20 protein-coding genes and 1 pseudogene are annotated in these 23,642 nt (G+C 70.8%); 14 read left to right on the forward strand and 7 right to left on the reverse strand.

Annotated elements, in window-relative coordinates; all coding sequences use genetic code 11:
- Positions 1 to 4: 4 nt before the first annotated feature.
- The 4 genes from AB0H86_RS22960 (at position 5) to AB0H86_RS22975 (ending at position 3,608) form a co-directional block, all read left to right on the forward strand.
- The gene (locus AB0H86_RS22960) at positions 5 to 661 is read left to right on the forward strand and encodes an MBL fold metallo-hydrolase (RefSeq protein ID WP_362441666.1); all 657 of its coding nucleotides are present in this window, start codon (positions 5 to 7) and stop codon (positions 659 to 661) included.
- Positions 662 to 1,063: 402 nt separating this feature from the next.
- Complete coding sequence (locus AB0H86_RS22965; RefSeq protein ID WP_362441668.1) at positions 1,064 to 1,948, forward strand: ABC transporter substrate-binding protein; 885 nt, start codon at positions 1,064 to 1,066, stop codon at positions 1,946 to 1,948.
- Positions 1,945 to 2,859: an amino acid ABC transporter permease gene (locus AB0H86_RS22970; RefSeq protein ID WP_362441671.1), complete on the forward strand. Its 915-nt coding sequence runs from the start codon at positions 1,945 to 1,947 to the stop codon at positions 2,857 to 2,859. Before AB0H86_RS22965 ends, AB0H86_RS22970 begins: the two co-directional genes overlap by 4 nt.
- 20 nt (positions 2,860 to 2,879) lie before the next feature.
- Complete coding sequence (locus tag AB0H86_RS22975) at positions 2,880 to 3,608, forward strand: amino acid ABC transporter ATP-binding protein (protein WP_362442466.1); 729 nt, start codon at positions 2,880 to 2,882, stop codon at positions 3,606 to 3,608.
- Positions 3,609 to 3,632: 24 nt separating this feature from the next.
- Here the strand turns inward: AB0H86_RS22975 and aroQ are convergent, their stop codons facing one another.
- Positions 3,633 to 4,106: a type II 3-dehydroquinate dehydratase gene (gene aroQ / locus AB0H86_RS22980; RefSeq protein WP_362441674.1), complete on the reverse strand. Its 474-nt coding sequence runs from the start codon at positions 4,104 to 4,106 to the stop codon at positions 3,633 to 3,635.
- 224 nt (positions 4,107 to 4,330) lie between these two features.
- On the opposite strand from aroQ, the gene AB0H86_RS22985 reads away from it, so the two are divergent.
- Positions 4,331 to 5,602, forward strand: a complete 1,272-nt coding sequence (locus AB0H86_RS22985) for an MFS transporter (protein WP_362441676.1) — start codon at positions 4,331 to 4,333, stop codon at positions 5,600 to 5,602.
- A gap of 222 nt (positions 5,603 to 5,824) precedes the next feature.
- Here AB0H86_RS22985 and AB0H86_RS22990 read toward each other — a convergent pair whose 3' ends face one another.
- The 3 genes from AB0H86_RS22990 to AB0H86_RS23000 form a co-directional block, all read right to left on the reverse strand.
- Entirely contained in the window at positions 5,825 to 6,826 is a 1,002-nt protein-coding gene (locus AB0H86_RS22990) for a TerC/Alx family metal homeostasis membrane protein (RefSeq protein WP_362441679.1), read from the reverse strand.
- A 225-nt stretch (positions 6,827 to 7,051) separates the two neighbouring features.
- Positions 7,052 to 9,130: a TerD family protein gene (locus tag AB0H86_RS22995; RefSeq protein WP_362441682.1), complete on the reverse strand. Its 2,079-nt coding sequence runs from the start codon at positions 9,128 to 9,130 to the stop codon at positions 7,052 to 7,054.
- A 32-nt stretch (positions 9,131 to 9,162) separates the two neighbouring features.
- Positions 9,163 to 9,741 (reverse strand): TerD family protein, encoded by a 579-nt coding sequence (locus AB0H86_RS23000; protein ID WP_362441685.1) that lies wholly within the window; start codon positions 9,739 to 9,741, stop codon positions 9,163 to 9,165.
- A gap of 290 nt (positions 9,742 to 10,031) precedes the next feature.
- Between AB0H86_RS23000 and AB0H86_RS23005 the strand changes: the two genes are divergently transcribed.
- The 5 genes and pseudogenes from AB0H86_RS23005 to AB0H86_RS23025 all read left to right on the forward strand — a co-directional run bounded on the left by AB0H86_RS23005 (position 10,032) and on the right by AB0H86_RS23025 (position 16,273).
- Positions 10,032 to 11,012, forward strand: a complete 981-nt coding sequence (locus AB0H86_RS23005; protein WP_362441688.1) for a hypothetical protein — start codon at positions 10,032 to 10,034, stop codon at positions 11,010 to 11,012.
- Positions 11,009 to 13,078, forward strand: coding sequence for a hypothetical protein (locus tag AB0H86_RS23010; RefSeq protein ID WP_362441691.1), 2,070 nt, complete (start codon positions 11,009 to 11,011; stop codon positions 13,076 to 13,078). Before AB0H86_RS23005 ends, AB0H86_RS23010 begins: the two co-directional genes overlap by 4 nt.
- Complete coding sequence (locus tag AB0H86_RS23015) at positions 13,075 to 14,022, forward strand: AAA family ATPase (protein ID WP_362441694.1); 948 nt, start codon at positions 13,075 to 13,077, stop codon at positions 14,020 to 14,022. The genes AB0H86_RS23010 and AB0H86_RS23015 overlap by 4 nt, the downstream gene beginning before the upstream one ends.
- A gap of 52 nt (positions 14,023 to 14,074) precedes the next feature.
- Positions 14,075 to 15,436 (forward strand): annotated as a pseudogene (locus tag AB0H86_RS23020) (SAV_2336 N-terminal domain-related protein); the annotation flags it as partial.
- A gap of 285 nt (positions 15,437 to 15,721) precedes the next feature.
- A complete protein-coding gene (locus AB0H86_RS23025; RefSeq protein ID WP_362442469.1) occupies positions 15,722 to 16,273 on the forward strand; it encodes a TerD family protein in 552 nt (183 codons plus the stop codon).
- 18 nt (positions 16,274 to 16,291) lie between these two features.
- On the opposite strand, the gene uvrB is transcribed toward AB0H86_RS23025, so the two are convergent.
- Positions 16,292 to 18,433, reverse strand: coding sequence for an excinuclease ABC subunit UvrB (gene uvrB, locus AB0H86_RS23030; protein ID WP_362441697.1), 2,142 nt, complete (start codon positions 18,431 to 18,433; stop codon positions 16,292 to 16,294).
- Positions 18,434 to 18,523: 90 nt separating this feature from the next.
- On the reverse strand, positions 18,524 to 19,393 hold the full coding sequence (locus AB0H86_RS23035) for an MHYT domain-containing protein (RefSeq protein ID WP_362441700.1): 870 nt from the start codon (positions 19,391 to 19,393) through the stop codon (positions 18,524 to 18,526).
- A gap of 280 nt (positions 19,394 to 19,673) precedes the next feature.
- Here AB0H86_RS23035 and AB0H86_RS23040 point away from each other — a divergent pair, with 280 nt between their 5' ends.
- Together AB0H86_RS23040 and AB0H86_RS23045 are read left to right on the forward strand one after the other, a co-directional pair.
- Positions 19,674 to 20,549, forward strand: coding sequence for a glycerophosphodiester phosphodiesterase family protein (locus tag AB0H86_RS23040; RefSeq protein WP_362441703.1), 876 nt, complete (start codon positions 19,674 to 19,676; stop codon positions 20,547 to 20,549).
- Positions 20,550 to 20,632: 83 nt separating this feature from the next.
- The gene (locus tag AB0H86_RS23045) at positions 20,633 to 21,187 is read left to right on the forward strand and encodes a methylated-DNA--[protein]-cysteine S-methyltransferase (protein ID WP_362441706.1); all 555 of its coding nucleotides are present in this window, start codon (positions 20,633 to 20,635) and stop codon (positions 21,185 to 21,187) included.
- Between the two features lie 48 nt (positions 21,188 to 21,235).
- Here the strand turns inward: AB0H86_RS23045 and AB0H86_RS23050 are convergent, their stop codons facing one another.
- Positions 21,236 to 21,664: a VOC family protein gene (locus AB0H86_RS23050; protein WP_362441709.1), complete on the reverse strand. Its 429-nt coding sequence runs from the start codon at positions 21,662 to 21,664 to the stop codon at positions 21,236 to 21,238.
- 99 nt (positions 21,665 to 21,763) lie between these two features.
- Between AB0H86_RS23050 and AB0H86_RS23055 the strand changes: the two genes are divergently transcribed.
- Both AB0H86_RS23055 and AB0H86_RS23060 read left to right on the forward strand, forming a co-directional pair.
- Positions 21,764 to 22,672, forward strand: a complete 909-nt coding sequence (locus AB0H86_RS23055) for a pseudouridine-5'-phosphate glycosidase (protein WP_362441712.1) — start codon at positions 21,764 to 21,766, stop codon at positions 22,670 to 22,672.
- A 74-nt stretch (positions 22,673 to 22,746) separates the two neighbouring features.
- Positions 22,747 to 23,637: a sugar kinase gene (locus AB0H86_RS23060; RefSeq protein ID WP_362442472.1), complete on the forward strand. Its 891-nt coding sequence runs from the start codon at positions 22,747 to 22,749 to the stop codon at positions 23,635 to 23,637.
- The last annotated feature ends 5 nt before the right edge of the window (positions 23,638 to 23,642 follow it).

The following is a 23,642-nucleotide window of genomic DNA, read 5'->3' on the forward strand; positions in this document are numbered from 1 at the left end:
CGCCATGACGTACAGCGGACAGGTGACGGTCGGCGGCCCGGCGGACGTACACGAACTCAAGGACCTGATGATCACCAAGGTCGCGGTCGGCCCGATGAACAACAACGCCTATCTGCTGCGCTGCCGGGCCACGGACGAGCAACTGCTGATCGACGCGGCCAACGACACGGACACGCTGCTAGGCATGATCGGAGACGACGGCATCGCGTCCGTGGTCACCACGCACCAGCACGGCGACCACTGGCAGGCACTCGCCGACGTCGTCGCGGCCACGCGCGCGCGTACGTACGCCGGCCGGGACGACGCCGACGGCATCCCGGTGCCGACCGACGTCCTGGTCGACGACGGCGACATCATCCGCGTGGGGCGCGTGGAACTCACCGCGCGCCACCTGGTCGGTCACACGCCGGGGTCGATCGCCCTCGTGTACGACGACCCGCACGGGCATCCCCATGTGTTCACCGGGGACTGCCTCTTCCCCGGAGGTGTGGGCAACACCCGTAAGGATCCGAAGGCGTTCGCCAGCCTGATCCGTGACGTCGAGACGAAGATCTTCGACGCTCTCCCGGATGAGACCTGGGTCTACCCGGGACACGGCGACGACACAGCCCTGGGCGCCGAGCGACCGCACCTGCCGGAGTGGCACGCGCGCGGGTGGTAAGCGCGAAGGTGTGAGCACAGGGCGGTGAACCCCGTCGCACGGGCGATGGGTCCGGACGCGGGACGGCAACGCGCGTACCCGGCTCCACCCGCCGCCCCTCCAACTCGCCGCCCCCTCCCTCAACGCGCCCCGCACACGCGCCCCGTGTGAAACGTTCACACGCGCCGGTGACACGCGCGCGCTCCCGGCGCACTTGGTTGCGCAGTCAACTGGGAGCAGCCCCGCACAGGATGACGGCTCCTGTGCGGTACGGGCCGCCGGTCTTTCGATCCCCGCCCTCGACCGGCGGCCCCGGCACCTCTCCCGTAACGCGTTCACAAGAACGCAACACCCGTTCCCACTATGCGGACAGTTCCTGCCGTGACCTCGACAAACGGGACGGTCGACTGCCAATCTCCCGCCATGCATCCTGCCTCGCGCGCGCTGCGCCGCGCCGTCGCCGCCGCGACCACAGCCCTGCTCGCCACCGCCGTCGGCTGTGCTCCGCAGCCGGAGGAGAAGGCCGCCGACACGCCTTCGGGGTCGGCCGGGACCACCTGTGCCAAGGGCAAGCTGGCCACCGAGACGTCCGGCAAGCTGACCGTCGCCACCGACGAGCCCGCGTACGAGCCCTGGTTCAAGGACGACAAGCCGGCCGGCGGCGAGGGCTTCGAGTCGGCGGTCGCGTACGCCGTCGCGAAACAGCTGGGCTACGACAAGAGCGACGTGGTCTGGCAGAGCGTCCCCTTCAACAAGGCCTTCGCGCCCGGTGAGAAGACGTTCGACTTCGACATCAACCAGGTGTCGATCAGCGATGAGCGCAAGAAGGCCGTCGACTTCTCGTCCGGCTACTACGACGTCCGCCAGGCCGTCATCGCGCTCAAGGGCACCAAGGCCGCGAAGGCGACGACCATCGCGGACCTGAAGGGCCTCAAGCTGGGCGCCCAGGTCGGCACCACCAGCCTCGACTACATCGACGACCTGGTGAAGCCGAACCAGGACGCGGCCGTCTACGCCAAGAACGACCAGGCCAAGTCCGCGCTGAAGAACGGCCAGGTCGACGCCATCGTCGCCGACCTGCCTACCGCGTTCTACATCACCGCCGCCGAGGTGACGGACGCGAAGATCGTGGGTCAGTTCGAGAACCAGGGCGGCGCGCCGGAGCAGTTCGGGCTCGTGCTCGACAAGGGCAGCGCGCTCACCTCGTGCGTGTCGGACGCCGTGGACGCCCTGCGCGAGAACGGCACGCTGGCGAAGCTGGAGCAGCGGTGGCTGTCCGACGCCGTCGACGCTCCGGTACTCAAGTGACGGTCACGAAGGAGGAGTCCGGCCAGGAGGACGCGGACGACAAGGGCGGCATGACCGGCGGCGACGGATACGCCCCGTCGCAACGGCGGATCGAACGCGAGGCCTACAAGCGCGCCCGGTCCCGCCGTGCCACGGCCGTCGCCGCGCTCTCGACCCTGGCGACCGGTGTCGTCCTCTACCTGGTCGTCGTCAACGCGCCCGGCTGGTCGCGCACCAGGGAGACGTTCTTCAACGGGCAGTACGCGCGCGAGGCGCTGCCCAAGGTCCTCGACGGGCTGTGGCTCAACGTCCGGCTGCTGCTGATCTGCGGCGCCGCCGTACTGGTCCTCGGGATGCTCATCGCCATCGCCCGCACCCTGCGCGGCCCGGTGTTCTTCCCGCTGCGGGTGCTGGCCGCCGCGTACACCGACTTCTTCCGCGGCCTGCCGCTCATCATCAACCTGATGATCGTGGTCCTCGGCGTCCCCGCGCTGCGACTGCAGGGCGTGACCGTCGATCCGGTGCTGCTGGGTGGCACCGCGCTCACGCTGACGTACTCGGCGTACGTGGCCGAGGTGTTCCGCGCCGGCATCGAGTCCGTCCATCCCTCGCAGCGTGCGGCGGCCCGCTCGCTCGGCCTGTCCAACCGGCAGGCGCTGCGGTACGTGGTGCTGCCGCAGGCGGTGCGCCGTCAGGTGCCGCCCCTGCTGAACGACCTGGTGTCCCTCCAGAAGGACACCGGGCTGGTGTCGATCGGCGGCGCGATCGACGCCGTTCGGGCCGCGGACATCATCGTGGGCCGCAGCCTCAACTACACGCCGTACATCGTCGCGGGCCTGGTCTTCGTGGCGCTGACGATCCCGATGACCCGGTTCACGGACTGGGTGACGGCCCGGATGGACCGTCGCCGGGCCCAGGGAGGAGCGCTGTGAACGATACACCCGTGCTGCGCATGCAGTCCGTCCGCAAGACCTTCGGCGACACGGTGGTGCTGCGGGACGTCGACCTGGAGGTGGCCCCGCACACGGTGACCGCGTTGATCGGCGCCTCCGGCTCCGGCAAGTCCACGCTGCTGCGGTGCGCGAACCTCCTGGAGGAGATCGACGACGGTGCGATCTGGCTGGACGAGGAGGAGATCACCGACCCACGTGTCGACCAGGACGCGGTGCGCCGCCGTATCGGCGTGGTCTTCCAGGCGTACAACCTCTTCCCGCACATGACGGTCCTGGAGAACATCACGCTCGCCCCGCGCCGCGTGCACGGCGTGACCCGCGCGGAGGCCGAGGCCCACGCGCGCGAGCTGCTGGAGCGGCTCGGGCTGGGCGACAAGGCCGGTGAGTATCCGGACCGGTTGAGCGGTGGTCAGCAGCAGCGCGTCGCGATCGTGCGTGCCCTGGCCGTACGTCCTCGGCTGCTGCTGCTCGACGAGATCACCGCCGCGCTCGACCCGGAGCTGGTGGGCGAGGTCCTCACGGTCGTCCGTGACCTGAAGGACGACGGCATGACCATGGTGTTGGCCACACACGAGATGGGCTTCGCCCGCGATGTCGCCGACCAGGTTTGCTTTCTGGACTCGGGGGTGGTGCTGGAGAGGGGCACCGCCGAACAGATCTTCGGCGATCCGCAGCAGGAGCGTACCCGGCGCTTCCTGCGGCGGATCGTGGAGGCGGGCCGGCTGTGAGGAGCCCGCCGGGCGCGTAAACGCTTACGCGTCGGCCTGCCCCGTCCCCGCCAGCGCCGCGACCCGCTCGACACCGAACACGTATCCCTGCACCCCGCACCCCGCGATGACACCGTCGGCGCGCAGCGAGACGTACGAGTGGTGCCGGAACGACTCGCGCTGATGGATGTTGGAGATGTGGACCTCCAACACCGGCAGTCCGTCACAGGTGTTGAGTGCGTCCAGAATCGCGACCGACGTGTGCGAGTAGGCAGCCGGGTTGATGACGATCCCGCAGTGGTTGAGCCGTGCCTCGTGGATCCAGTCGACCAACTCCCCCTCATGGTTGGACTGCCGGAAGTCCACCGTGCCGCCGTGCGCGGCCGCCGCCTTGACGCAGAGGGTCTCGACGTCGGCGAGTGTGTCGGAGCCGTAGATCTCCGGCTGGCGCTGGCCGAGCAGGTTCAGGTTGGGGCCGTTGAGAATCATGATCGGGGCGTTGGCCAGGGTGCGGGGCACGGTTCCTCCGGTCCGTCGGGGTGGGGCGATCCGTCGAGGACCGCTGCTCGGACACGGTCTATCACGGTGCGCGCGGGAGGGCGGCCCTGCCTTCGCGGGATGACGACACCGGCGCATCACCGTCACCTCCTGGTGTGCCGCGCCTCCACGCGCCCCCGTAACCCGCGATCACTGTGGGTAGTTGACGCGACATGCACGACGTACGCTCCGTAAGGAAGCCCTCCATGCTGCGGCTCGCGACCGCCTCGCTCGCCGGGACGGCCATCGAGTTCTACGACTTCTTCGTCTACGGGACGGCGGCGGCGCTGATCCTGGGGCCGCTGTTCTTCCCGACGTTCTCGCCGCTGGCGGGGACACTGGCCGCCTTCGGAACCTTCGGCGTGGGGTTTGTCGCACGGCCGCTGGGTTCGGTGCTGTTCGGGCACATCGGGGACCGGCACGGGCGCCGCCCGGTCCTGGTCGCCTCGCTGCTGTTGACCGGCGCCTCCACGGTCGCGGTCGGCTGCGTGCCGACGTACCACACGATCGGTGTGGCCGCTCCGGTACTGCTGCTGGTGCTGCGCTTTCTGCAGGGGCTCGGGCTCGGCGGGGAGTGGGGCGGGGCCGTGCTGCTGACCGCGGAGCACGCGCCCGCCGAGCGGCGCGGCCTCTGGTCGAGTTTCCCGCAGGTCGGTCCCGCGCTGGGGTTCCTGCTCGCCAACGGTGTGGTGCTGGCACTGTCGGCGACGCTGACCGAGGCGCAGTTCGCCCAGTGGGGCTGGCGGGTGCCGTTCTGGGCGGCCGGGGTGCTGGCCGTGGTGGGGCTGTGGCTGCGGTCGTCCATCACCGAGAGCCCCAGCTTCCTCGGCATCGACGACCACGCGCGCGTGCCGTTCGCCGAGGTGGTGCGCGACCACTGGCGACTGGTGCTGCTGACCGCCGGGGCGCTCGCCGTCGGATACGCGATCTTCTATGCCGTCACGACATGGTCCCTCGCGTACGGGACCGAACGGCTCGGGGTGAGCCGTACCGTCATGCTGACCTGCATCATGGCCGCGGTGCTGGTGAAGGGCTCGCTCACGCCGGTGGTGGCCATGCTCGGCGACCGTTACGGGCGGCGCCCCTTGTGCCTGGCCGGGTGTGCGGCCGCCGCGGTGTGGATGTTCCCGATGGTCGCGCTCCTCGCTACCGGTGAGCCGTTGCTGATGTTCCTCGGCTTCCTCGGGGCGATGCTCGCGTTCATCACGATGTTCGCGGTGATCGCCGCGTATCTGCCGGAGTTGTACGAGCCTCGGGTGCGCTGCACGGGCGCCGCGGTGGGCTACAACCTCGGCGGGGTCGTGGGAGGCGCGCTCACGCCGATCGTGGCGACCGCGCTCGCCGAACAGGGCGGTCGGGTGCCGTGGGGCGTGGGCGTGTATCTGACGGGGATCGCGCTGCTGAGCCTGGCGTGCTTCGCGCTGCTGCCGGAGACGCGGCCGGTAACGGTGGTGGCGGCGCGGCCGGTCATGGATTGATCGCCAGAGCCAGGTACGCGGCGAACAGCACCAGATTGCACGCCGCCCTGGAGCGCTGTGAGCCGAGCGATCATGGAGTGATCGTCGCAGAGACGAACAGGCCCCGCGCTCCGGAGGCATGGGCTCTCGGAGCGCGGGGTCCGTCAGGTCACTTCAGCTCGGCCATATCCACCACGTCTCAGCCGGTGAAGGACGGCGGCTGGTGCACGGCGCGGCCATCTGTCAGGCCTCGATGCTGTCCTTCGGGGCGCCTTCGCTCTGTGCCTTCTCCGCCTCGGCCGCCGCCTGCTTCCTGGACGCCCTGAGGCTGGTGATCGTGGTGACGATCAGGACGGAGCAGATCACACCGAGAGAGACCGGGATGCTGATCTCCGGGACGTGGACCCCGGACTCGTGCAGCGCGTGCAGGACCAGCTTGACGCCGATGAAGCCCAGGATGATCGACAGACCGTAGCTGAGGTGCACCAGCTTCCTCAGCAGGCCGCCGATGAGGAAGTACAGCTGCCTGAGACCCATCAGGGCGAAGGCGTTGGCGGTGAACACGATGTACGGGTCCTGCGTCAGGCCGAAGATCGCGGGGATCGAGTCGAGTGCGAAGAGGACGTCCGTGGTACCGATCGCGAGCATCACGACCAGCATCGGGGTCATGACCCGCTTGCCGTTCTCCTGGATCCACAGCTTGGTGCCGTGGTACCGGTCGGCCACGCCGAAGCGGCGCTCGACGGCCTTGAGGATCTTGTTCTCCTCGAATTCCTCGTCCTCGTCGTCGGCGCGGGCCTCCTGGATGAGCTTCCAGGCGGTCCAGATCAGGAAGGCACCGAAGATGTAGAAGACCCAGGCGAAGCTGGCGAGGATGGCGGCGCCCGCGGCGATGAAGATCGCCCGCAGGACCAGGGCTATGAGGACGCCGACCAGGAGCACCCGCTGCTGATACTGCGAGGGCACCGCGAACTTCGCCATGATCAGGACGAAGACGAAGAGGTTGTCGACGCTCAGCGACTTCTCGGTGATGAAGCCGGCGAAGAACTCACCGGCGGGCTGACCCCCGCCGAAGATCAGCAGGCCGAGCCCGAAGAGGCCGGCCAGCGCGATCCAGACGATCGTCCAGATCCCGGCTTCCTTGATGGACACGTCGTGCGGTTTGCGGCCGATGAAGAAGTCGACCGCGATCAGGACTGCAAGGCCCACGATCGTGAGGACCCATAGGGCCAGGGAAACATCCACTTGTGCCTCCGACATACGTAACGGCAAGAACCAGCGTCGTCGCGCTGCCGGAGGTCTCTTCCACCCAGGATGGGCCGACGCCCCGGGATCAGGCCTGATCCGTATTGACGGGAACGCCGCAGTCGACAGGGAGTACTCCCCTCCGTGAGGAAAACGGTACCCCAATCACCAAGGGAAGGTAAAGCGATTGGCAAAAGAAAGGTCAAACTCCCTGGTCAGGTGACTTTACGTGTACTTGGTACGGGCCGCGGCGACCAGGCTGAGCACCTGCTGGAGCACCTGGCTGCCGACGGGCACGAGCGCGGGCTCGTACGTCCAGGCGTGTCCGACCCAGGGGTCGGCGAGGTGGTCGTCGGGCACCGGCGTGAGCCGCAGCAGCGAACGCCACAGCGGGTCGAGCAGGGGACCGTAGGCGGTGGCCTCCTCGCGGTCCGCGACCACCATGAGGTGGACGCCGACGGCCGGGCCCTCGTCCGCGAGGTAACGCAGCTGGTTCACCGCTCCGTCGTCGAAGCCGTGCGGGAAGTCGTTGACGATCAGCAGTTGCTCGGCGGTGTCGAGGTCCGGCGGGAGCGAGTCGGCGGCGCCGCCGCGCACCGCCATCTGCACCAGGTCGACCCGCTGGGTCAGTCGGGCCAGGACGTCCGCCACCCCCGCCGCTCCGATCGCGGGCGGCGCCGCGAGGACACCGGCCCGCACCAGCGGGACGAGCGGCTGCGCGCCGGACCCCGCGGGGTCGATGACATGCACGCTGAACTCGCCCGCGGGGTAGACCGCGAGCAGCCGGGCCGCGTGTGCCACCGCCGTCTCCATCGCGAGCCGCCGCAGGTCATGGGTGTCGGTGAAGGAGCCGTCGAGCGATCCGGCGGACCCGCTGTCGATCCACAGGCCACGTTCCAGCGGCAGCCGGATCAGCAGGGGAATGCGCAGGTCGGCGGATTCGGGGAGGTGGAGATCGCCCACCCGCAGGGTCATCGGGATCTCCATGGGCACGCGATAGGCGTGCCACACGGGGCTGTCCCAGCGTGCGAAGGCAGGCGGCAGCGCGGGCTCGAGGACCTCGGCCTCGGCGGCGAGTTGGGCGAGGTCCCGGTCCAGGGCGGCCCTGGCCTGGTCGACGAGCTGGGCGTGCTTGGCGCGGGCCGCCTCACGTGCGGCGTCGCCCTGTCCGCCGATCCGGTTGCGCGGGTCGGACAGGACCTGGTCGAGTTCCTTCTCCATCCGCGAGTCGGCGAAGTCGACGGCACCGCGGTACGCGGCCGTGGTGCGGGCCAGGTCCTCGAACATGCCCCACACCTGGTTGTACAGCCGCTCGTCCATGGACCAGCCGGTGGCGTCGCCCGCGACCGGGGGCGGGGGCTGGTCGGACGGGTCCGGCGCGGGGGCCGGCCGGGGCGCCTGCCGTCGACGCGGGTGGCTGTAGTCGATCGGGGTGCCGCCAGGGGCGGGGCCGGTGGGGTGGGTCGGCGGGTCGGGCGGACCCTGGGCGCCCTGGCCGCCGTACGGGGAGGTGGGTTCTCGCGGTACGCCCGGGTCCGTGGCGTCGTACGGAGAGACGGGCTGTTGCGGCCTGGCCGGTCCGGAGAGCCCGTACGGAGTGATCGGTGGAGTGGTCGACTGTGGTGGTACGGGCCCGGAGGCCCCCTGAGGCGCCGGGCCGCCGGCCTGGTCGCCTCCGAGGGTCGGGGCGGGCGCCCGGTGGGAGCGGTCGGCGTCCGGCGGGCGGATCGGGGGTGCCGTGTGGGAGGGGGACGGGCTGTGGGCGATCGCGCCGTCGATCCTGGTCGCGAGCTGTCGGGCCTCGGGAAGTCCCTGGTCGGTGAGGAGCTCGGCGAGGCCGCCCGCGTATCCCTGGCCGACGGCCCGCACCTTCCAAGCACCCTGGCGGCGGTAGAACTCCAGAGCGACGACGGCCGACTCGGCGTCCAGGCCGGTGATCGTGTAGTCGGCGATCCCCGTGCCGTCGGGGCCGACGACCGCGGCGTGCGGGGCGGGAAGGCCGCCGAAGCGCTGCGGGCCACCGATACCGATGGGCAGCGCGATCAGCACATTGACCCGGCGCGCCGATTCGGGAAGCGCGTCGAGGTCGAGGGCCAGCCGGTGCTGGGCGGCGACCTGTCGCGGCACCTCCAGCCCAGGGAGGTCCGGCGAGCCCGGGTGCGCGACCCAGTCGGGCCGCGGCACCCGCCGGTGCTCGTCGGTGAGCGTGATGCCGGCGATCACCGGATGGCCGGCCGACAGCCGGATCTCCAGCCGTGACCCGGGCAACGGATGGTTCTGTCCCTGCACCAGCTCGGCGGTCATCGCGCCCACTCCCCCGTCCCGTTCCCGGCTCGCTAGAGGTACGGCACGATCGCCGGGGCGAGCTCCTGGATCGTACGGCCCTGGCTGGGCTCGCCGATCGCCTGCATGCTCCAGCCCGTGCCCTGCCGGGTCACCTTCGCCATGATCTGGGCGGTGGCCGAGCCACCACCGGTAAGGGTGTAGCGGGCCAGCTCCTGGCCGGTGGTCTCGTCGACCAGACGGCAGAAGGCGTTCTGCACCTCGGCGAAGGTCTGGCCGGTGAAGGAGTTCACCGTGAACACGATCTGGTTGATGTGCACCGGCACGCGCGCCAGGTCGACGAGGATCGACTCGTCGTCGCCGCCCTGGCCGGCACCGCCCACCCGGTTGTCCCCGGTGTGACGGACGGACCCGTCGTCGCTCACGAGCTGCTTGAACCAGACGGCGCCCACGGCCTGCTGGTCGGCGAACAGGACGGCCGAGGCGTCGAGGTCGATCTCACGGGTGCGGCTGCCGAAGAGCCCGCGGCGCGGGGCGGCCTGCCAGCCCAGACCCATCCGGACCGACTTCAGGGTGCCGCCGTCGGACTTCTGCAGGCTGATGGCCTGCCCCTTGGACAAGTTGACGCTCACGCGGTCCCCTCCTCATGCGGTACCGACCGCCGGGCGGCCGGACATGGCAGCGATCTGACTGCTCTGCGGCAACCTAAATGCCCCGGTACCGGACCTGGCCACCAGGAGGAGAGCTTTGTGTCAGGGTTGCAACACGCCGCCCGCCACCCCTACCGCCTCCCGGCCTGTCCGCACCAGCACCCTGCCAAAACAGTGAACGGGCAGGCCCGGTACCTCTACTCTGCTGTCGGCGACGCTGATCGGGAACGGTCGCGTGCTTGTCGATGCGGCATTGCGGCAACGGGGGTGCGATGAGGCCTCGGCTGGTGTTCGTGCACGGGGTGGGCGGTCCACGGGACGCGACCGCGGAACTGGCCGCCTGGACGGACGCGTTGGCGTCGGGGATGCGCAAGGCGGGCCATTGCGACGTGGCCGCCGCGTTGTCGGACGGCACGGTCGACCGCGCGTTCGTCCACTACGGCGATCTCTTCCGGCCCGCGCAGGCGCAGGGCGGCGCGGTGGAGATCCAGGACGACGCGTCGGCCGAGATCCTCCTCGAGTTACTCGACGAGATGCTGGCCGGCCTGTCCGACCCGCTCCCGGAGGCTCCGACGGCCGAACAGGACAGGTACCGCGCCAAGATCCTCGCGCACGCACGGGCACAGACCGCGCCGCGGCCTCAGGAACAGGGAGCGATGGCCGCGGTGCGCCGTGCCCTCGATGTGGCCACCACAGTGCTGTCCGCACCGCTGTTCCGGGGCCTCGGGCAGTGGGCCGCTCCCAAGCTGATGGTGCGTGACCTCGGTCAGGTGGCCCGCTATCTGGCCCGGCGGGAGAGCGACGGAACGGGCCGGGCGCTCGACGTGGGGATCCGCGGCCGGGTGGCGCGGGAGCTCGCCTTGGGCGCCACGGTGCTGGTGGCCCATTCCCTCGGCACTGTCGTCAGTTGGGAGACCCTGCACGAACGCCCCTCGCCGGTACGGCTGTTGGTGACACTGGGCTCGCCGCTGGGCATGCGTACCGTCGTATGGCCGCGGCTGGTCCCGCGACCGCCGTGCACGCCCGAACAGGTCGGCGCGTGGCTGAACTTCTTCGACCCCGACGACCCGGTGGCCGTACGCCCCCGGCTCGAGGACGACTTCGGACCCAACAGCGCACGGATACGGCCGGAGAGCCGAAGGGTCGACTCGGTGGGCCTCTGGGTCCATCCCGCCGTGCTCTACCTGGCGCAGCCCGGTGTGGCCGGCCCGGTCGCCGAGGCGCTGCGCACGGCCCTCGCCGGAGAGCGATGACCGCGCCCCCGCGTCACGTGCTGGTGATCAGCGCCCAGTGTGCCCCCATGGGGCACCTCGACCGGTTGGAGGAGTCGGCGAGCCTGCTGCACAGCGTTCTGGTCGATCCGCGCTTCGGCGGATGCGTTCCTGGGCTGCGCGATGGCCGTTCCCTGTTCACGGGGCCGGAGTTGACCGGCGCGAGGATCGGCGAACTGGTCCGCGAGGGGTACCGCTTCGCGGGCGAGCGCGGTGCCGTCCTGGTGGTGGCGCTGCTCGGACACGGCTTCGTGCCCGGCACCAGCGGTTCCCTCTGCTACATGGGCACCGATTCCCAGCCCGAGGTGCGCGAGGGAGCCGTCGAGGTCGGCCCGCTGCTTCGGGACGCCGCCGACCGGAACGGCGTGCACGGGGTCGTGTGCGTCGTGGACACCTGCCATGCCGGTGGCGCCATGCCGAACCCCAACGAACTGGCGGGCGGAGTCCGCGGCGGCAGCGTGCGGCTGAACGTCCTGATGTCCTGCGGGGCCGCTCAGCCGTCCGTCGACCTGCGGCTGTCCCGGGAGCTCGCCGACCTCCTGCAGCGAGGATGGGCCCGGGCCGGGCAGGTCATCGACACCGGCACGGCCGCCTTCGCGATGCGGGGCCGGCTGCCCGGCCAGAACGTCGGCCATTCCGCCCTGGACGGCGACCCGTTCGCGCAGGAGCCCCTGTGGCTGGGCCGCAACGTCTGCCACCCGGAGTACAGCGTGGGGCCGCGCGCCGGCGTCCCCGGGCCGCGGGCGCGGCAGGCACTGGCCGCCGCTCTCGCCGCTCTGGACCCTCCGCTCGGCGACGGCCGTCTGCCGAACACCCTGGACGGTACCGTGGCGCTGCTCGACACCCTGGCCGACCGGCCGGCCGACCCCATGACCCAACGGGCGGTGCGCGCCGCGGAGAACCTGGTCATCGAGTTCCGCACGGTGGACCTGCTCTCCGGCCGGCTCGGCGGCGAGATCAGCACCGCGCACCTGCGCCGCGCGCTCGGCGCGGTGCTGACCGCCGAGGACGGTCCGCCCAGAGGCAGCCCCAGGCCGACCGTGCCGGACGCCGTCGACCATCTCGTCTACGAGCATCCCGTCACCGACCCGGACTGCCGGCGTCGGCTCACCCACTTCGTGGTCCTGCTGGCGCAGGAGGCCGGACAGGATCCGGCGGATCCCGTCGTCAAGCAGTGGGCCCAGTCCATCGACGCCTCCGTCGCGCTCAACAACGCCCTCGGCTTCGCCCGCGCCCAGCGGGAGAGGCAGCGGCTCAGCCTCGTGGTCAGCCTGCACGCCTCGTTGACGGGCGACTGGCCCGACTCCCTGGACGCCTGGCTGTTGCGTGACGGTGACATCATCGGCCACGAGCCGTTCAAGGCACCGGACACCAACCAGGCGAGCGTCGAGGACGCCCTCGACCGTGCGGTGATCTGGGCCGAGGACACGGCGGACGAGCTCGGCATCGACCTCCACCGGGTCGACGTGGCACTGCCGACCGCGCGGCTGCTGGACTGGCCTCCCGAGGAGGCCGGGCCGGACGTACGGCTCGGCCACCAGTACGCCGTGGTCCTCCACTGGAGCGAACGGCTCGCTCCGACACGCTCGCTGAGACGGCTGCGCAGCGTCGTGAAGGACCGCTGGGAGCAGATGCACAACCGCACCGCCGACGTGCCCCTGGACTGGCTCGACCGCCGGGCCGTACAAGACCGCGAACAGCTGTACGACGAGTTGCGCAAGGGCCGCTACAGGCAAGGCATCGGCCTGCTGCACCACCCGGGCGGCGACACGTCCCTGGTGGAACTGCTCCTGAAGTACACACCGGTGTTCCTCTGGCCGCGGGACGGCGACTGCCGTGCCGACTGGCCCAGCTGCCTCGACCGGTACTGGCCGACCCTGCCCATCGGCCTCACTCAGGCCTATCGGCGGCGCTGGCTCGGCGAGTGCGGTGAGCCGATCGCGGACCTGCGCGTCGTGTGGGACAGCGGCGAGTGGCTCGCGTTCTGCCGCAGCATCGCCCTGCCCGTGCCGCCGACGGCGCCCCGACCCCTGCTGGAGGAGCAATGAGCTGGAACAGCTACTACACCGGCACCGGAGAGCCCCGGCCGAATTCCTGGTTGCCCCCCGCACCGCCCTGGCGGACCTTCCCGCACCAGCCGGCCGGGGACGTCTTCCAGCCGCCCGAAGGACTGACCGACGCGGTGAACGCCGCGCTGTGCCTACGACGGCCGCTGCTGCTCACCGGCCCGCCGGGCTCGGGCAAGTCGACGGTCATCGAGCAGGTGTCACTGGAACTGGGCCTCGGGACGGTGCTGCGCTGGCAGATCACCTCCCGCAGCATCCTGGCCGACGCGCTCTACCGCTACGACGCGCTCGGCCGCATCCACGCCCACCGGCTGGCCCAGGACCGCGACGACACCTCCGGCGCGGCGGAGGACATCGCCACCTTCCTGCAGCTCGGCCCGCTGGGCACCGCCCTGCTGCCGGCCCGGCGGCCGCGCGCCCTGCTCATCGACGAGATCGACAAGGCCGACCTCGATCTGCCCGGCGACCTGCTCGACGTCCTCGAACGGGGCGAGTTCACCCTCGTCGAACTCCTCCGCGAGAATCGGACGGCGGCGGATGTGCGCACCTGGGAGCCGGAGGTCGTGCACCGCGTCGAGAGCGGCAGAGTCCGCTGCACCGAGTTCCCGTTCATCGTCATGACCAGCAACGGGGAGCAGGAGATGCCTCCCGCGTTCCTGCGCCGCTGCGTCCGGTACAGCATGCCCGCGCCCACGATCGCGCTGATGTGCGACGTGGTGCGCAGGCACCTGGGGCTCGAGGTCCGCGAGTCGAGCCCGGAGGCGGACCTCGTCCAGGAGTTCGTCGAGCGGGTGGGAGCGGGCGAGACGGTCGCCGTCGACCAGTTGCTCAGTACGCTCCACATCCTCAGCGGTACCCCGTCGACGGACGTCGGCGAACGGGAGCGGGTGAAGCGGCTGCTGATGAAGGATCTCTCCCGTGCCTGACGAGTGGTCCCGGGGGGAGTCGGGCGACGCACTGGCCCGCGTCGCCCGGGCGGTGCTGCGTGCGGACCCGGGGCGGGACGCGTTGGGCCTGGCGGAGCTGCTGTGGCTCGCCGGTCTCGGACCGCCGCAGCCGGATCCGTCGGCCGGCGCGGACTCGGTGCCGCTCCCCGGGGGCGCGTCCGACGGCGTGTCGTCCCCCGCCGCACCGGCTTCCGGGACCGCGCCGCCCACCGCGGTGCCGGACGCGGACGAGAGGACGCCCGCCCTCGGGACCGAGGGCGAGGACGAGGACGGCCCGGCCCGCTCCGTGGTGGTCCCCGGCGGGCGGCCGCTCCTCAAGGCGCCCGAACTGGTGCGCGCCCTCTACCCGCTCCGACGGCAGTGGCCGCGCGGACGGGTCCGGCGACTGGACGTCGCCGCCACGGTGGCGGAGTACGGCCGAACCGGAGAGCTCTGGCCGGTGTTCGCCCCCGCGCCCGAGCGCTGGTTCGATCTGACCCTGGTCGTCGACACCAGCACCACGATGTCCGTCTGGCAGGAGACAGCCGACGAACTCGGCCGCCTGCTCAGGACGTTGAATGCCTTCCGCGCGATCCGGATCGGCAGCCTCGACGCGGATCTGCCCGCCCCCGAGCTCCACTCCCGCACGCGGCGCTCCCCGCGGCTGGCCCCGCTGTCCGTCCCGGTGCCGACCGGTCGGCGCGGGCTCGTCCTCGTGTTCTCCGACTGCACCGCGCACGCCTGGCAGAGCGGGTACCTGTGGGGGCGGCTGCACGACTGGGCGCACACGCAGACCACCGTCCTCGTCAATCCCCTGCCCACGCGCGTCTGGCGGCACGTCGGAGTGGATCTGCCGGCGGTGCGGGTCTCTTCGGCGGGAACACCGGGAGCGTCGAACAGCGGGCTGTTCTTCCGGGCGCCTCCGGAGCCCGGGCAGCTGCCGGTCCCGACCGTCACGCTGTCGCCCCGGCCGGTCGGCCACTGGGCGCGCACCCTGATGCGGTGCAGCCCCGAGGGGTGCGACGCGCTGCTGCTGCCGCCTCCCGGCAAGGGGGCCCAGAACCGCTGGGGGCTCCCGCCCGAGGTGGACGGTCCGCAGGATCCCGATCACGCGCTGGCGAAAGCCTTCCGCTACCGGGCCTCGACCGCGGCGGTGCGGCTGGCCGTGCTCTGCTCCCCGTTCCCGGAGCTGAGCGTCCCCCTACTGCGCCTGATCGCGGACGAGCTCGTGCCCGAGGCCACCGAGTCCGATCTGGCGGAGTTCCTCGTCGGCGGGCCCGTCGTCCCCGGCAAGCGGGTCCGTACGGGCGGTGAGGAGTCGGCGTGGGTGCACTACCGGCCCTCGGCCCGGGACTACTTCACGTCACTGCTCACCTCGCGTGAGGCCTGGCAGCTCTACGACGCCCTGACCCGGGCCGTGGCTCGCGGTCCCCAGGGCCGGACGCGTCGGTGTGGGCAGGGGGGCCTGTCCGTCGGCGCCGGAGCGGCCCTGGCGGGCGGGGCGTCGTTCGCCGACGCCCCTGCTCGGGTGCTGGAGTTGCTGGGGATCGCGCTGGGTCAGGAGCCGGACACGGCGCCGGTCGAGGAGACGACGGATACGCCGGTCGAGGAGGCGGCAGAGCCAGCGGCCGAGGAGGCGACGCCGGCCGAGGACGCCCCTCAGGAGGAGCCAGGGCTGCCGCTCGGGGAGAGCGTGCACCTGGCCAAGGGGCAGACGATCGTTCTGCGGCAGGCCGGAGTTCCCCTGTCGGTGGTCCGCGTCCAGGCGAGCTGGGAGGCCGCCCGGCGCCGCGGCCTCTTCCGGTCCCGAACCCTGGATATCGACCTCGATCTCTCGGTCGTCCTGTTCGCCGACCGGCAGCCGGTCGATGTGGTGTTCTTCCGCCATCTGGTCAGCGACGACGGCTCTGTCAGGCACACCGGCGACGCCATCACCAGCAGCGTCAACGACGAGTCGGTCCTCGTCGACCTGCAGCGCGTCCCTGCGCACATCGACAGCCTCGTCATGACGCTGAACTCGTTCACAGGTCAGACGTACAACGACGTGGCCCACGTCCAGCTCCGGCTCGTCGACCAGTCCACCGGTCGGGACGTCGCCCGGTACGGGCTGGCCGGCGGCGGCACGTACGCGGCCCAGGTACTGGCCAAGCTCAGCCGGCAGGGCGACGACTGGACCATGACGGCGCTCGGCACCCCGGCCAACGGCCGCACCTTCCAGGACCTGATGCCCGCGATCCTCCCGCTTCTGTGAGCGTCCCTCTCAGGTCGGTCAGGCCAGCCCGGCCTCCCGCATCTGGCGCAGTTCCTTCTTCATCTCGGAGACCTCGTCGCGCAGTCGGGCGGCGATCTCGAACTGGAGGTCGGCGGCCGCGGCGCGCATGCGCTCGGTCATCTCCTCGATCTGTCCGGCGAGTTCGGCCGCGGGACGGTCGGTCGGGACCGTCTCCTTGCTCTTGGCGGCCTTGGCGGCCTTGGCGTTCTTGGCCGCCTTGTTGCCGAGTGCCGGCACAGGTGCCTTGGCGCCCTTGCCGTCCTGCGACTTGCGGTAGCCGGAGCCGAGCAGCTGCTCCGTGTCGATGTCCTCGCGGGCGATCTGGGCCACGATGTCGTTGATCTTCTTGCGGAGCGGCTGAGGGTCGATGCCGCGCTCGGTGTTGTACGCGACCTGCTTCTCCCGGCGGCGGTTGGTCTCCTCGATGGCCTTCTCCATCGCCGGGGTGATCCTGTCCGCGTACATGTGGACCTGACCGGAGACATTGCGCGCCGCGCGGCCGATGGTCTGGATGAGGGAGGTGCCGGAGCGCAGGAAGCCCTCCTTGTCGGCGTCGAGGATCGCCACCAGGGACACCTCGGGCAGGTCGAGGCCCTCGCGCAGGAGGTTGATGCCGACCAGGACGTCGAACTCGCCGGAGCGCAGCTCGCGCAGCAGTTCGACACGGCGCAGGGTGTCGACGTCGCTGTGGAGATAGCGGACCTGGATGCCGAGTTCCAGGAAGTAGTCGGTGAGGTCCTCGGCCATCTTCTTGGTGAGCGTGGTGACCAGGACGCGCTCGTCCTTCTCGACGCGCTCCCGGATCTCGTGCACGAGATCGTCGATCTGGCCCTCGGTCGGCTTGACGACGACCTCCGGGTCGATCAGACCGGTGGGGCGGATGATCTGTTCGACGGCGCCGTCCCCGCGCGAGAGCTCGTACTTGCCCGGTGTCGCGGACAGGTAGACGGTCTGCCCGATGCGCTCCTGGAACTCCTCCCACTTCAGGGGGCGGTTGTCCAGGGCGGAGGGCAGCCGGAAGCCGTGGTCGACGAGGGTGCGCTTACGGGAGGCGTCGCCCTCGTACATCGCGCCGATCTGCGGGACGGTGACATGGGACTCGTCGATAACGAGCAGGAAGTCGTCCGGGAAGTAGTCGAGCAGGGTGTTCGGCGGGGAGCCGGGCGAGCGGCCGTCGAAGTGCATCGAGTAGTTCTCGACACCGGAGCAGGAGCCGATCTGGCGGAGCATCTCCAGGTCGTAGGTGGTACGCATGCGCAGTCGCTGGGCCTCCAGGAGCTTGCCCTGCTTCTCCAGGTCGGCCAGACGCTCGCCCAGCTCCTTCTCGATGTCGTTGGCGGCCCGCTCCAGGCGCTCGGGTCCCGCTACGTAGTGGGTGGCCGGGAAGATGTACAGCTGCTGGTCGTCGCTGATGATCTCGCCGGTGAGCGGGTGGAGGGTGGACAGGGCCTCGATCTCGTCGCCGAACATCTCGATCCGCACGGCGAGTTCCTCGTAGACCGGGAAGATCTCGATGGTGTCGCCGCGCACCCGGAACGTCCCGCGGCTGAAGGCCAGGTCGTTGCGTGTGTACTGGATGTCGACGAAGCGGCGCAGCAGCTGGTCCCGGTCGAGCTCGTCGCCGACTCTGAGGGGGACCATCCGGTCCACGTACTCCTGCGGAGTACCGAGGCCGTAGATGCAGGAGACGGAGGCGACCACGACGACGTCACGGCGGGTGAGCAGCGAGTTGGTCGACGAGTGGCGCAGCCGCTCGACCTCCTCGTTGATCGAGGAGTCCTTCTCGATGTAGGTGTCCGACTGCGGGACGTACGCCTCGGGTTGGTAGTAGTCGTAGTACGAGACGAAGTACTCGACGGCGTTGTTCGGCAGCAGCTCGCGGAACTCGTTCGCCAACTGGGCGGCCAGTGTCTTGTTCGGGGCCATCACCAGAGTGGGGCGCTGGAGCTTCTCGATCATCCACGCGGTGGTGGCGGACTTGCCGGTGCCGGTGGCGCCGAGCAGTACGACGTCCTTCTCACCGGCCTCGATGCGTCGGGCCAGGTCGGCGATGGCCGCCGGCTGGTCGCCGCTGGGCTGGTAGGGGCTGACGACCTCGAAAGGCGCCACCGTGCGTTCGATCTGAGAAACGGGCCGCATGACATCAACCGTACGACCCCCCACTGACAACGCGCCCCGATCAGCGGTTTTGCGGGGGCACGGGAGCCGGGACGGGCCGGCGGCGGCGCGTCAGCGGTTCTGGGGGGTGCGGGACGTGTGGTGGTCCGCGTGGCGGCGGGTGCGGAGGGTGGGGCGGCGGGTGGTGCCGTGCGAGACGAGTTCCCTCGCGGGTACGCCCGGCTTGTTCTCCACGGGTGTCCAGACGGGCTTCCCCATGACCATCAGCGGGTCGAACAGCACCACGACGCCGGCGAGCAGCAGGAAGGCGAGCGGCCCGATCATCATGGGCGCGAGCAGCGAGGTCGGCGAGTCGCCCGAGGTGGGGGCCGCCGTGCCGTGGAGATGGGCGCTGAGGGCTGCCATGCCGGTGTAGTGCATGCCGGTGACGGCGAGCCCCATGATCAGGCTCGCACCCACGCTCCACAGGAAGCCCCTGACCTGACCGGCCGCCCACAGGGCGACGGTGGCGGCGACGACGGCTATCACGACGGACGCGGCGACGGTGAGCGTGTTGTACTCCAGCTTGCCGTTGAAGCGCATACCGGCCATGCCCAGGTAGTGCATGGTGGCGATGCCCAGTCCGGTGACGGCGCCCCCGGTCATCAGGGCCGTCCCCCTGGCTCCTCGGTAACCGACGATGAAGATCCCGATGCCCACCATGACGATGGCGACGACCAGGCTCGCGTATGTGGTGATCCTGTCGTAGTGGATCGGCGCCTGCTCGATGTTGAAGCCCATCATCGCGATGAAGTGCATGGTCCAGATACCGGAGCCGATCGCGGCCGAGCCGAGGGCCAGCCAGCCGGGGCGCCAGGAGTTGCCGACGAGCATGGACCGGGTGGTGCAGCGCAGTCCCAGGGCGCCGCCCAGGCAGGCCATGAGGTAGGCCACCAGCGGTGTGACGAGTCCGTAGTTGAATCCGTCGATGGTGCCTCGCATGCGCGGCTGCCCTTCCGCCTTCTTACGTCCCGGAAATTTCTGATGTGCACCCCCTCCCAGGACCGTCCAGGCGGTCAGGGCTGAGGCAGAGAGTATGACCCCCACTGGAATGGTCGAACGATTTTCCGGCAAAGAAACACGGCCTTGCCCCAGTTGTGCGGCACCGGTGAGCGGACTTGGGACATCAGCGTTCAAGTTGTGGTCATCCTGTACCCGTCTACGGTTGACCCTCTGCTGTCAGAGTTGTGCTGTACGTGTTCGCTCGACGCGAGGAGTACGCATGCACGCGCGCGCTATCGCCGCCACGACCACCGCGCTACTGGGGACCGCAGCCCTCCTGCTTCCGCCCTCCCACGCCCGGGCCGACGGAGACGGGGGGCGCCCCACGGTCATCGCCCACCGGGGCGCCTCCGCCTACGCACCGGAGAACACCCTGGCCGCCGTCGACAAGGCGGCCGAGATGGGCGTCGCCTGGGTCGAGAACGACGTCCAGCGCACCCGGGACGGCGAGCTCGTCGTCCTGCACGACGACAGCCTGCAGCGCACCACCGATGCCGAGGAGGTTTTCCCCGGGCGGGCGCCCTGGAAGGTGAAGGACTTCACCGCGGCCGAAGTCGCGCGCCTCGACGCGGGAAGCTGGTTCGGTCCCGAGTACGCGGGCGCGCGCGTGCCGACGCTCCAGCAGTACGTACGTCGTGTGGAGCTGCACCACCAGAAGCTGCTCCTGGAGGTCAAGAACCCGGAGCTGTATCCGGACATCGAGCAGCAGACCCTGAAGCTTCTGGGCAACGAGGGCTGGCTCGACCGGCGGCATCTCGCGGACCGGCTGATCGTGCAGAGCTTCAGCGCGGACAGTGTGCGGATCGTCCATCAGCTGAAGCCCGGCGTCAGGACCGGCTTCCTCGGCACGCCGCCCGTGGCCGACCTGCCCGCGTACGCCGTTTTCGTCGACCAGATCAATCCGTCGTACAGCTCTCTCTCCAAGGGGTACGTCTCCGCCGTCCACGCCTCGACGGGCGCGCACGGCAGGCCGCTGGAGGTGTCCACCTGGACCGTCAACGACGCGAACACCGCCCGGCTGGTCACCGGGTACGGCGTCGACGGCATCATCAGCAACAAGCCCGACGTGGTGCGTGACGCGCTGCCCGCCGTCTGACCCCGGCCTCGCCCGGGGAGCCGGCGCGGGTGGTATCCGCCGCTCCCCGGGCGTTGTCAGTGGCGGGCCGTACGGTGGGTCGTATGGACAGCCATGGGCAGTACGAGCAGCAGGTCGTGTGGACCGTCGTGGCCACCGACATCGGTCCGCTGCTGCTGGCCGCGACCCGCGAAGGCCTGGTCAACGTCGTCTTCCACGCCACGGACGCGGTCCGCGACAAGTCGCTCGACCGGCTTGCGTCCCGGCTGGGCGGTGAGCCGGTCGAGGCACCCGACTCCCCGCTGCTGGCGGAGGCGATACGCCAGGTGCGGGCGTACTTCGCGGGCGAGCGGCACGACTTCGAGCTGCCCCTGGACTGGTCTCTGATCTCCGGCTTCAACCGACAGGTGCTGCGCGAGCTGGCGTCCGGCGTGCCGTTCGGCAGGGTCGTGGGGTACGGCGATCTGGCCGGCCGGGTCGGCCAGCCGGGGGCCGCCCAGGCGGTGGGGGTGGCGATGGGCTCCAATCCGCTGCCGGTCGTCGTGCCCTGCCATCGGGTCGTCGAGAGGGACGGCGGCATCGGCGGTTTCGGGGGCGGGCTGGAGACCAAGCGGAAGCTGCTCGCGCTGGAGGGAGTCCTTCCCGAGCCGCTGTTCTGAGCCCCCGGGCACGGGCGACACCGCATTCCAGGGTCGCCTGCCGCGGCACTAGTCGTAGTGCCGTGCCTCGAAGACGTTGCCGTCGGGGTCGCGGAAGTAGAAGCTGCGGCGGGCCGTCCCACGGGCGCCGAAGGAGTCGTACGAGATGTCCGAGACGGGGACCGACCGTTCCTCGAGGCGACCGCGCAGTGCCTCGAAGTCGTCGCCAGGCATGGCCAGGCAGACATGGTTGACCGGGTGGCCGGCGCTGTCGGCGGCGCCGGGGACCATCGTCATGCTCGGCGCGGTGGAGAGGGCCATGAGGTCGAAGATGGTCTCGTCGTTGAGCCGCACGGAGGGGAAGGAGACCGCCCCCGCGGCGAAGTCGGTGAGCCGCACGGGTTCCATGCCGAGCGCCTTCTCGTAGAAGTCGGCCGACGCCACCGGGTCGTGCACCCAGAGGACGACGTGGTCGAGACGTGTCGTGTTGTCCGTCATGCGGTCCAGGCTGGTGGGGTCCCCCACAGGGTGCAAGTGTTTGACCGGGTGTGCCGCCCGCCAGAGATGAGGAAAGACCGACCGACAGGAGGCAGGCTCGTGGTGCTGGTGCTGTCCGAAGAAGTGCGGGACGCGATCGACGCGCGTCGACCCGTGGTGGCCCTGGAGTCCACGATCATCGCGCACGGGTTGCCGCGCCCGCGGAATCTCCAGGTGGCGCTGGAGCTGGAGGACGTGGTGCGGCAGGAGGGTGCCGTGCCCGCGACCATCGCCGTGCTGGACGGGCGGCCCCATGTCGGCCTGGACAAGGAGCAGTTGGAGCGGGTCGCGAACGAGGACGGCATCCGCAAGCTCGGCCACCGGGACCTGCCGCTCGCGGTGGCCTCCGGGGCGAGCGGGGCGACGACGGTGTCGGCGACCGCGCTGCTGGCGGCCCTGGCGGGCGTACGGGTGTTCGCGACGGGTGGGCTCGGCGGGGTGCACCGGGAGTGGACGGTGACCCAGGACGAGTCGGCCGACCTCGGGCTGTTGGCACGCACGCGGATCACCGTGGTGTGCGCGGGCGTGAAGTCGATCCTGGACGTCCCGGCGACGCTGCAACGGCTGGAGACCCTGGGTGTCGCGGTGGCCGGATACGCCACGGACCGCTTCCCCGGCTTCTATCTCTCCGACTCGGGGCACCCGGTGGAGTGGACGCTGGAGACTCCTCGGCAGGTGGCGGACGTCATGAGAACTCAGGACGCGCTCGACGGCCCCGGGTCGGCGCTGATCGTCGCCAATCCGGTACCCGAGGCGGAGCAGCTGGATCCCGAACTGCACGCGCGGGTGCTCGCCGAGGCACTGCACGCGTGCGGGGAGGAGGGGATCACCGGCCAGGCGGTCACGCCGTTCCTGCTCGACTACCTGGTGCGGCACACCGACGGGGCGTCACTGAGCGCCAATCTGGCGGCGGTGCGCGGCAACGTACGGCTGGCGGGGCGGATCGCGGCGGCCTGGGCAGGCACGTGACGGAGCGGCCCCGGCCCGGTGCGGTCGGTGCGGCGGACCAGCGGGCGACCCGAACCGACCGCCCCGAGGGTGCGCTGCTGGTCGTGGGGGATGTCATCACGGACGTCGTCGCCCGGCATCACGGTCCGCTCGCCGCGGGCACGGACACGGTCGCGACGATCCGTACGGTGCCGGGCGGAGCGGGGGCCAACGTGGCCTGCTGGGCCGCTCACCAGGGGCACTGCGAGGTGCGGCTGGTCGGGCGGGTGGGCGCGGACTCGGCCGCCTGGCACGAGCGGGAGCTGGTCGCCTGCGGGGTGCGGCCAGAACTCGTCGTCGATCCGCAGGCGCCGACCGGGACGGTGATCTGCCTGGTCGACGCGGACGCGGCGGCCGAGCGGACGTTCCTCACCGACAGCGGGGCATCGTTGCGGCTCGCGCCCGAGGACTGGTCGGACACGCTGCTCGACGGGGTCGCACGGCTTCATCTGTCGGGCTACCTGCTGTTCTCCGAACCGAGCCGGGCGCTGGTGGCGGTGGCTTTGGCGGCGGCACGGGCGCGTGGGGTGCCGGTGAGCATGGACCCGGCGTCGGCCGGTTTCCTGGTGGCGTTGGGAGTGGACCGTTTCCTCGCGCTCGTCGAGGGCGTGGACGTGCTGTTGCCCAGCCGGGACGAGGCGTGCCTGCTCACCGGGTTGCCCGACGCGGCGGACGCGGCGGCCAAGCTGAGCCGTCACGTCCCGCTGGTGATCGCCAAGCAGGGCGCGGAGGGTGCGCTGGTGGCCCGGTCGGGCAGCGTCGTCGCCCGCGTACCCGCCGTACCGGCGACCCCCCGTGACACCACCGGAGCCGGCGACGCCTTCACCGGCGCCTTCCTCGCGGCCCTGCTCATGGGCGCCGCCCCCGAGGACGCGGCGGTGGAGGGCTGCCGGGCGGGGGCGCTGGCGGTGGAGGGGGTAGGGGGGCGGCCGCCGAGGGTGGGGTGAGGAGG

Source organism: Streptomyces sp. NPDC050997 (assembly GCF_040660135.1).
Lineage (GTDB): Bacteria > Actinomycetota > Actinomycetes > Streptomycetales > Streptomycetaceae > Streptomyces.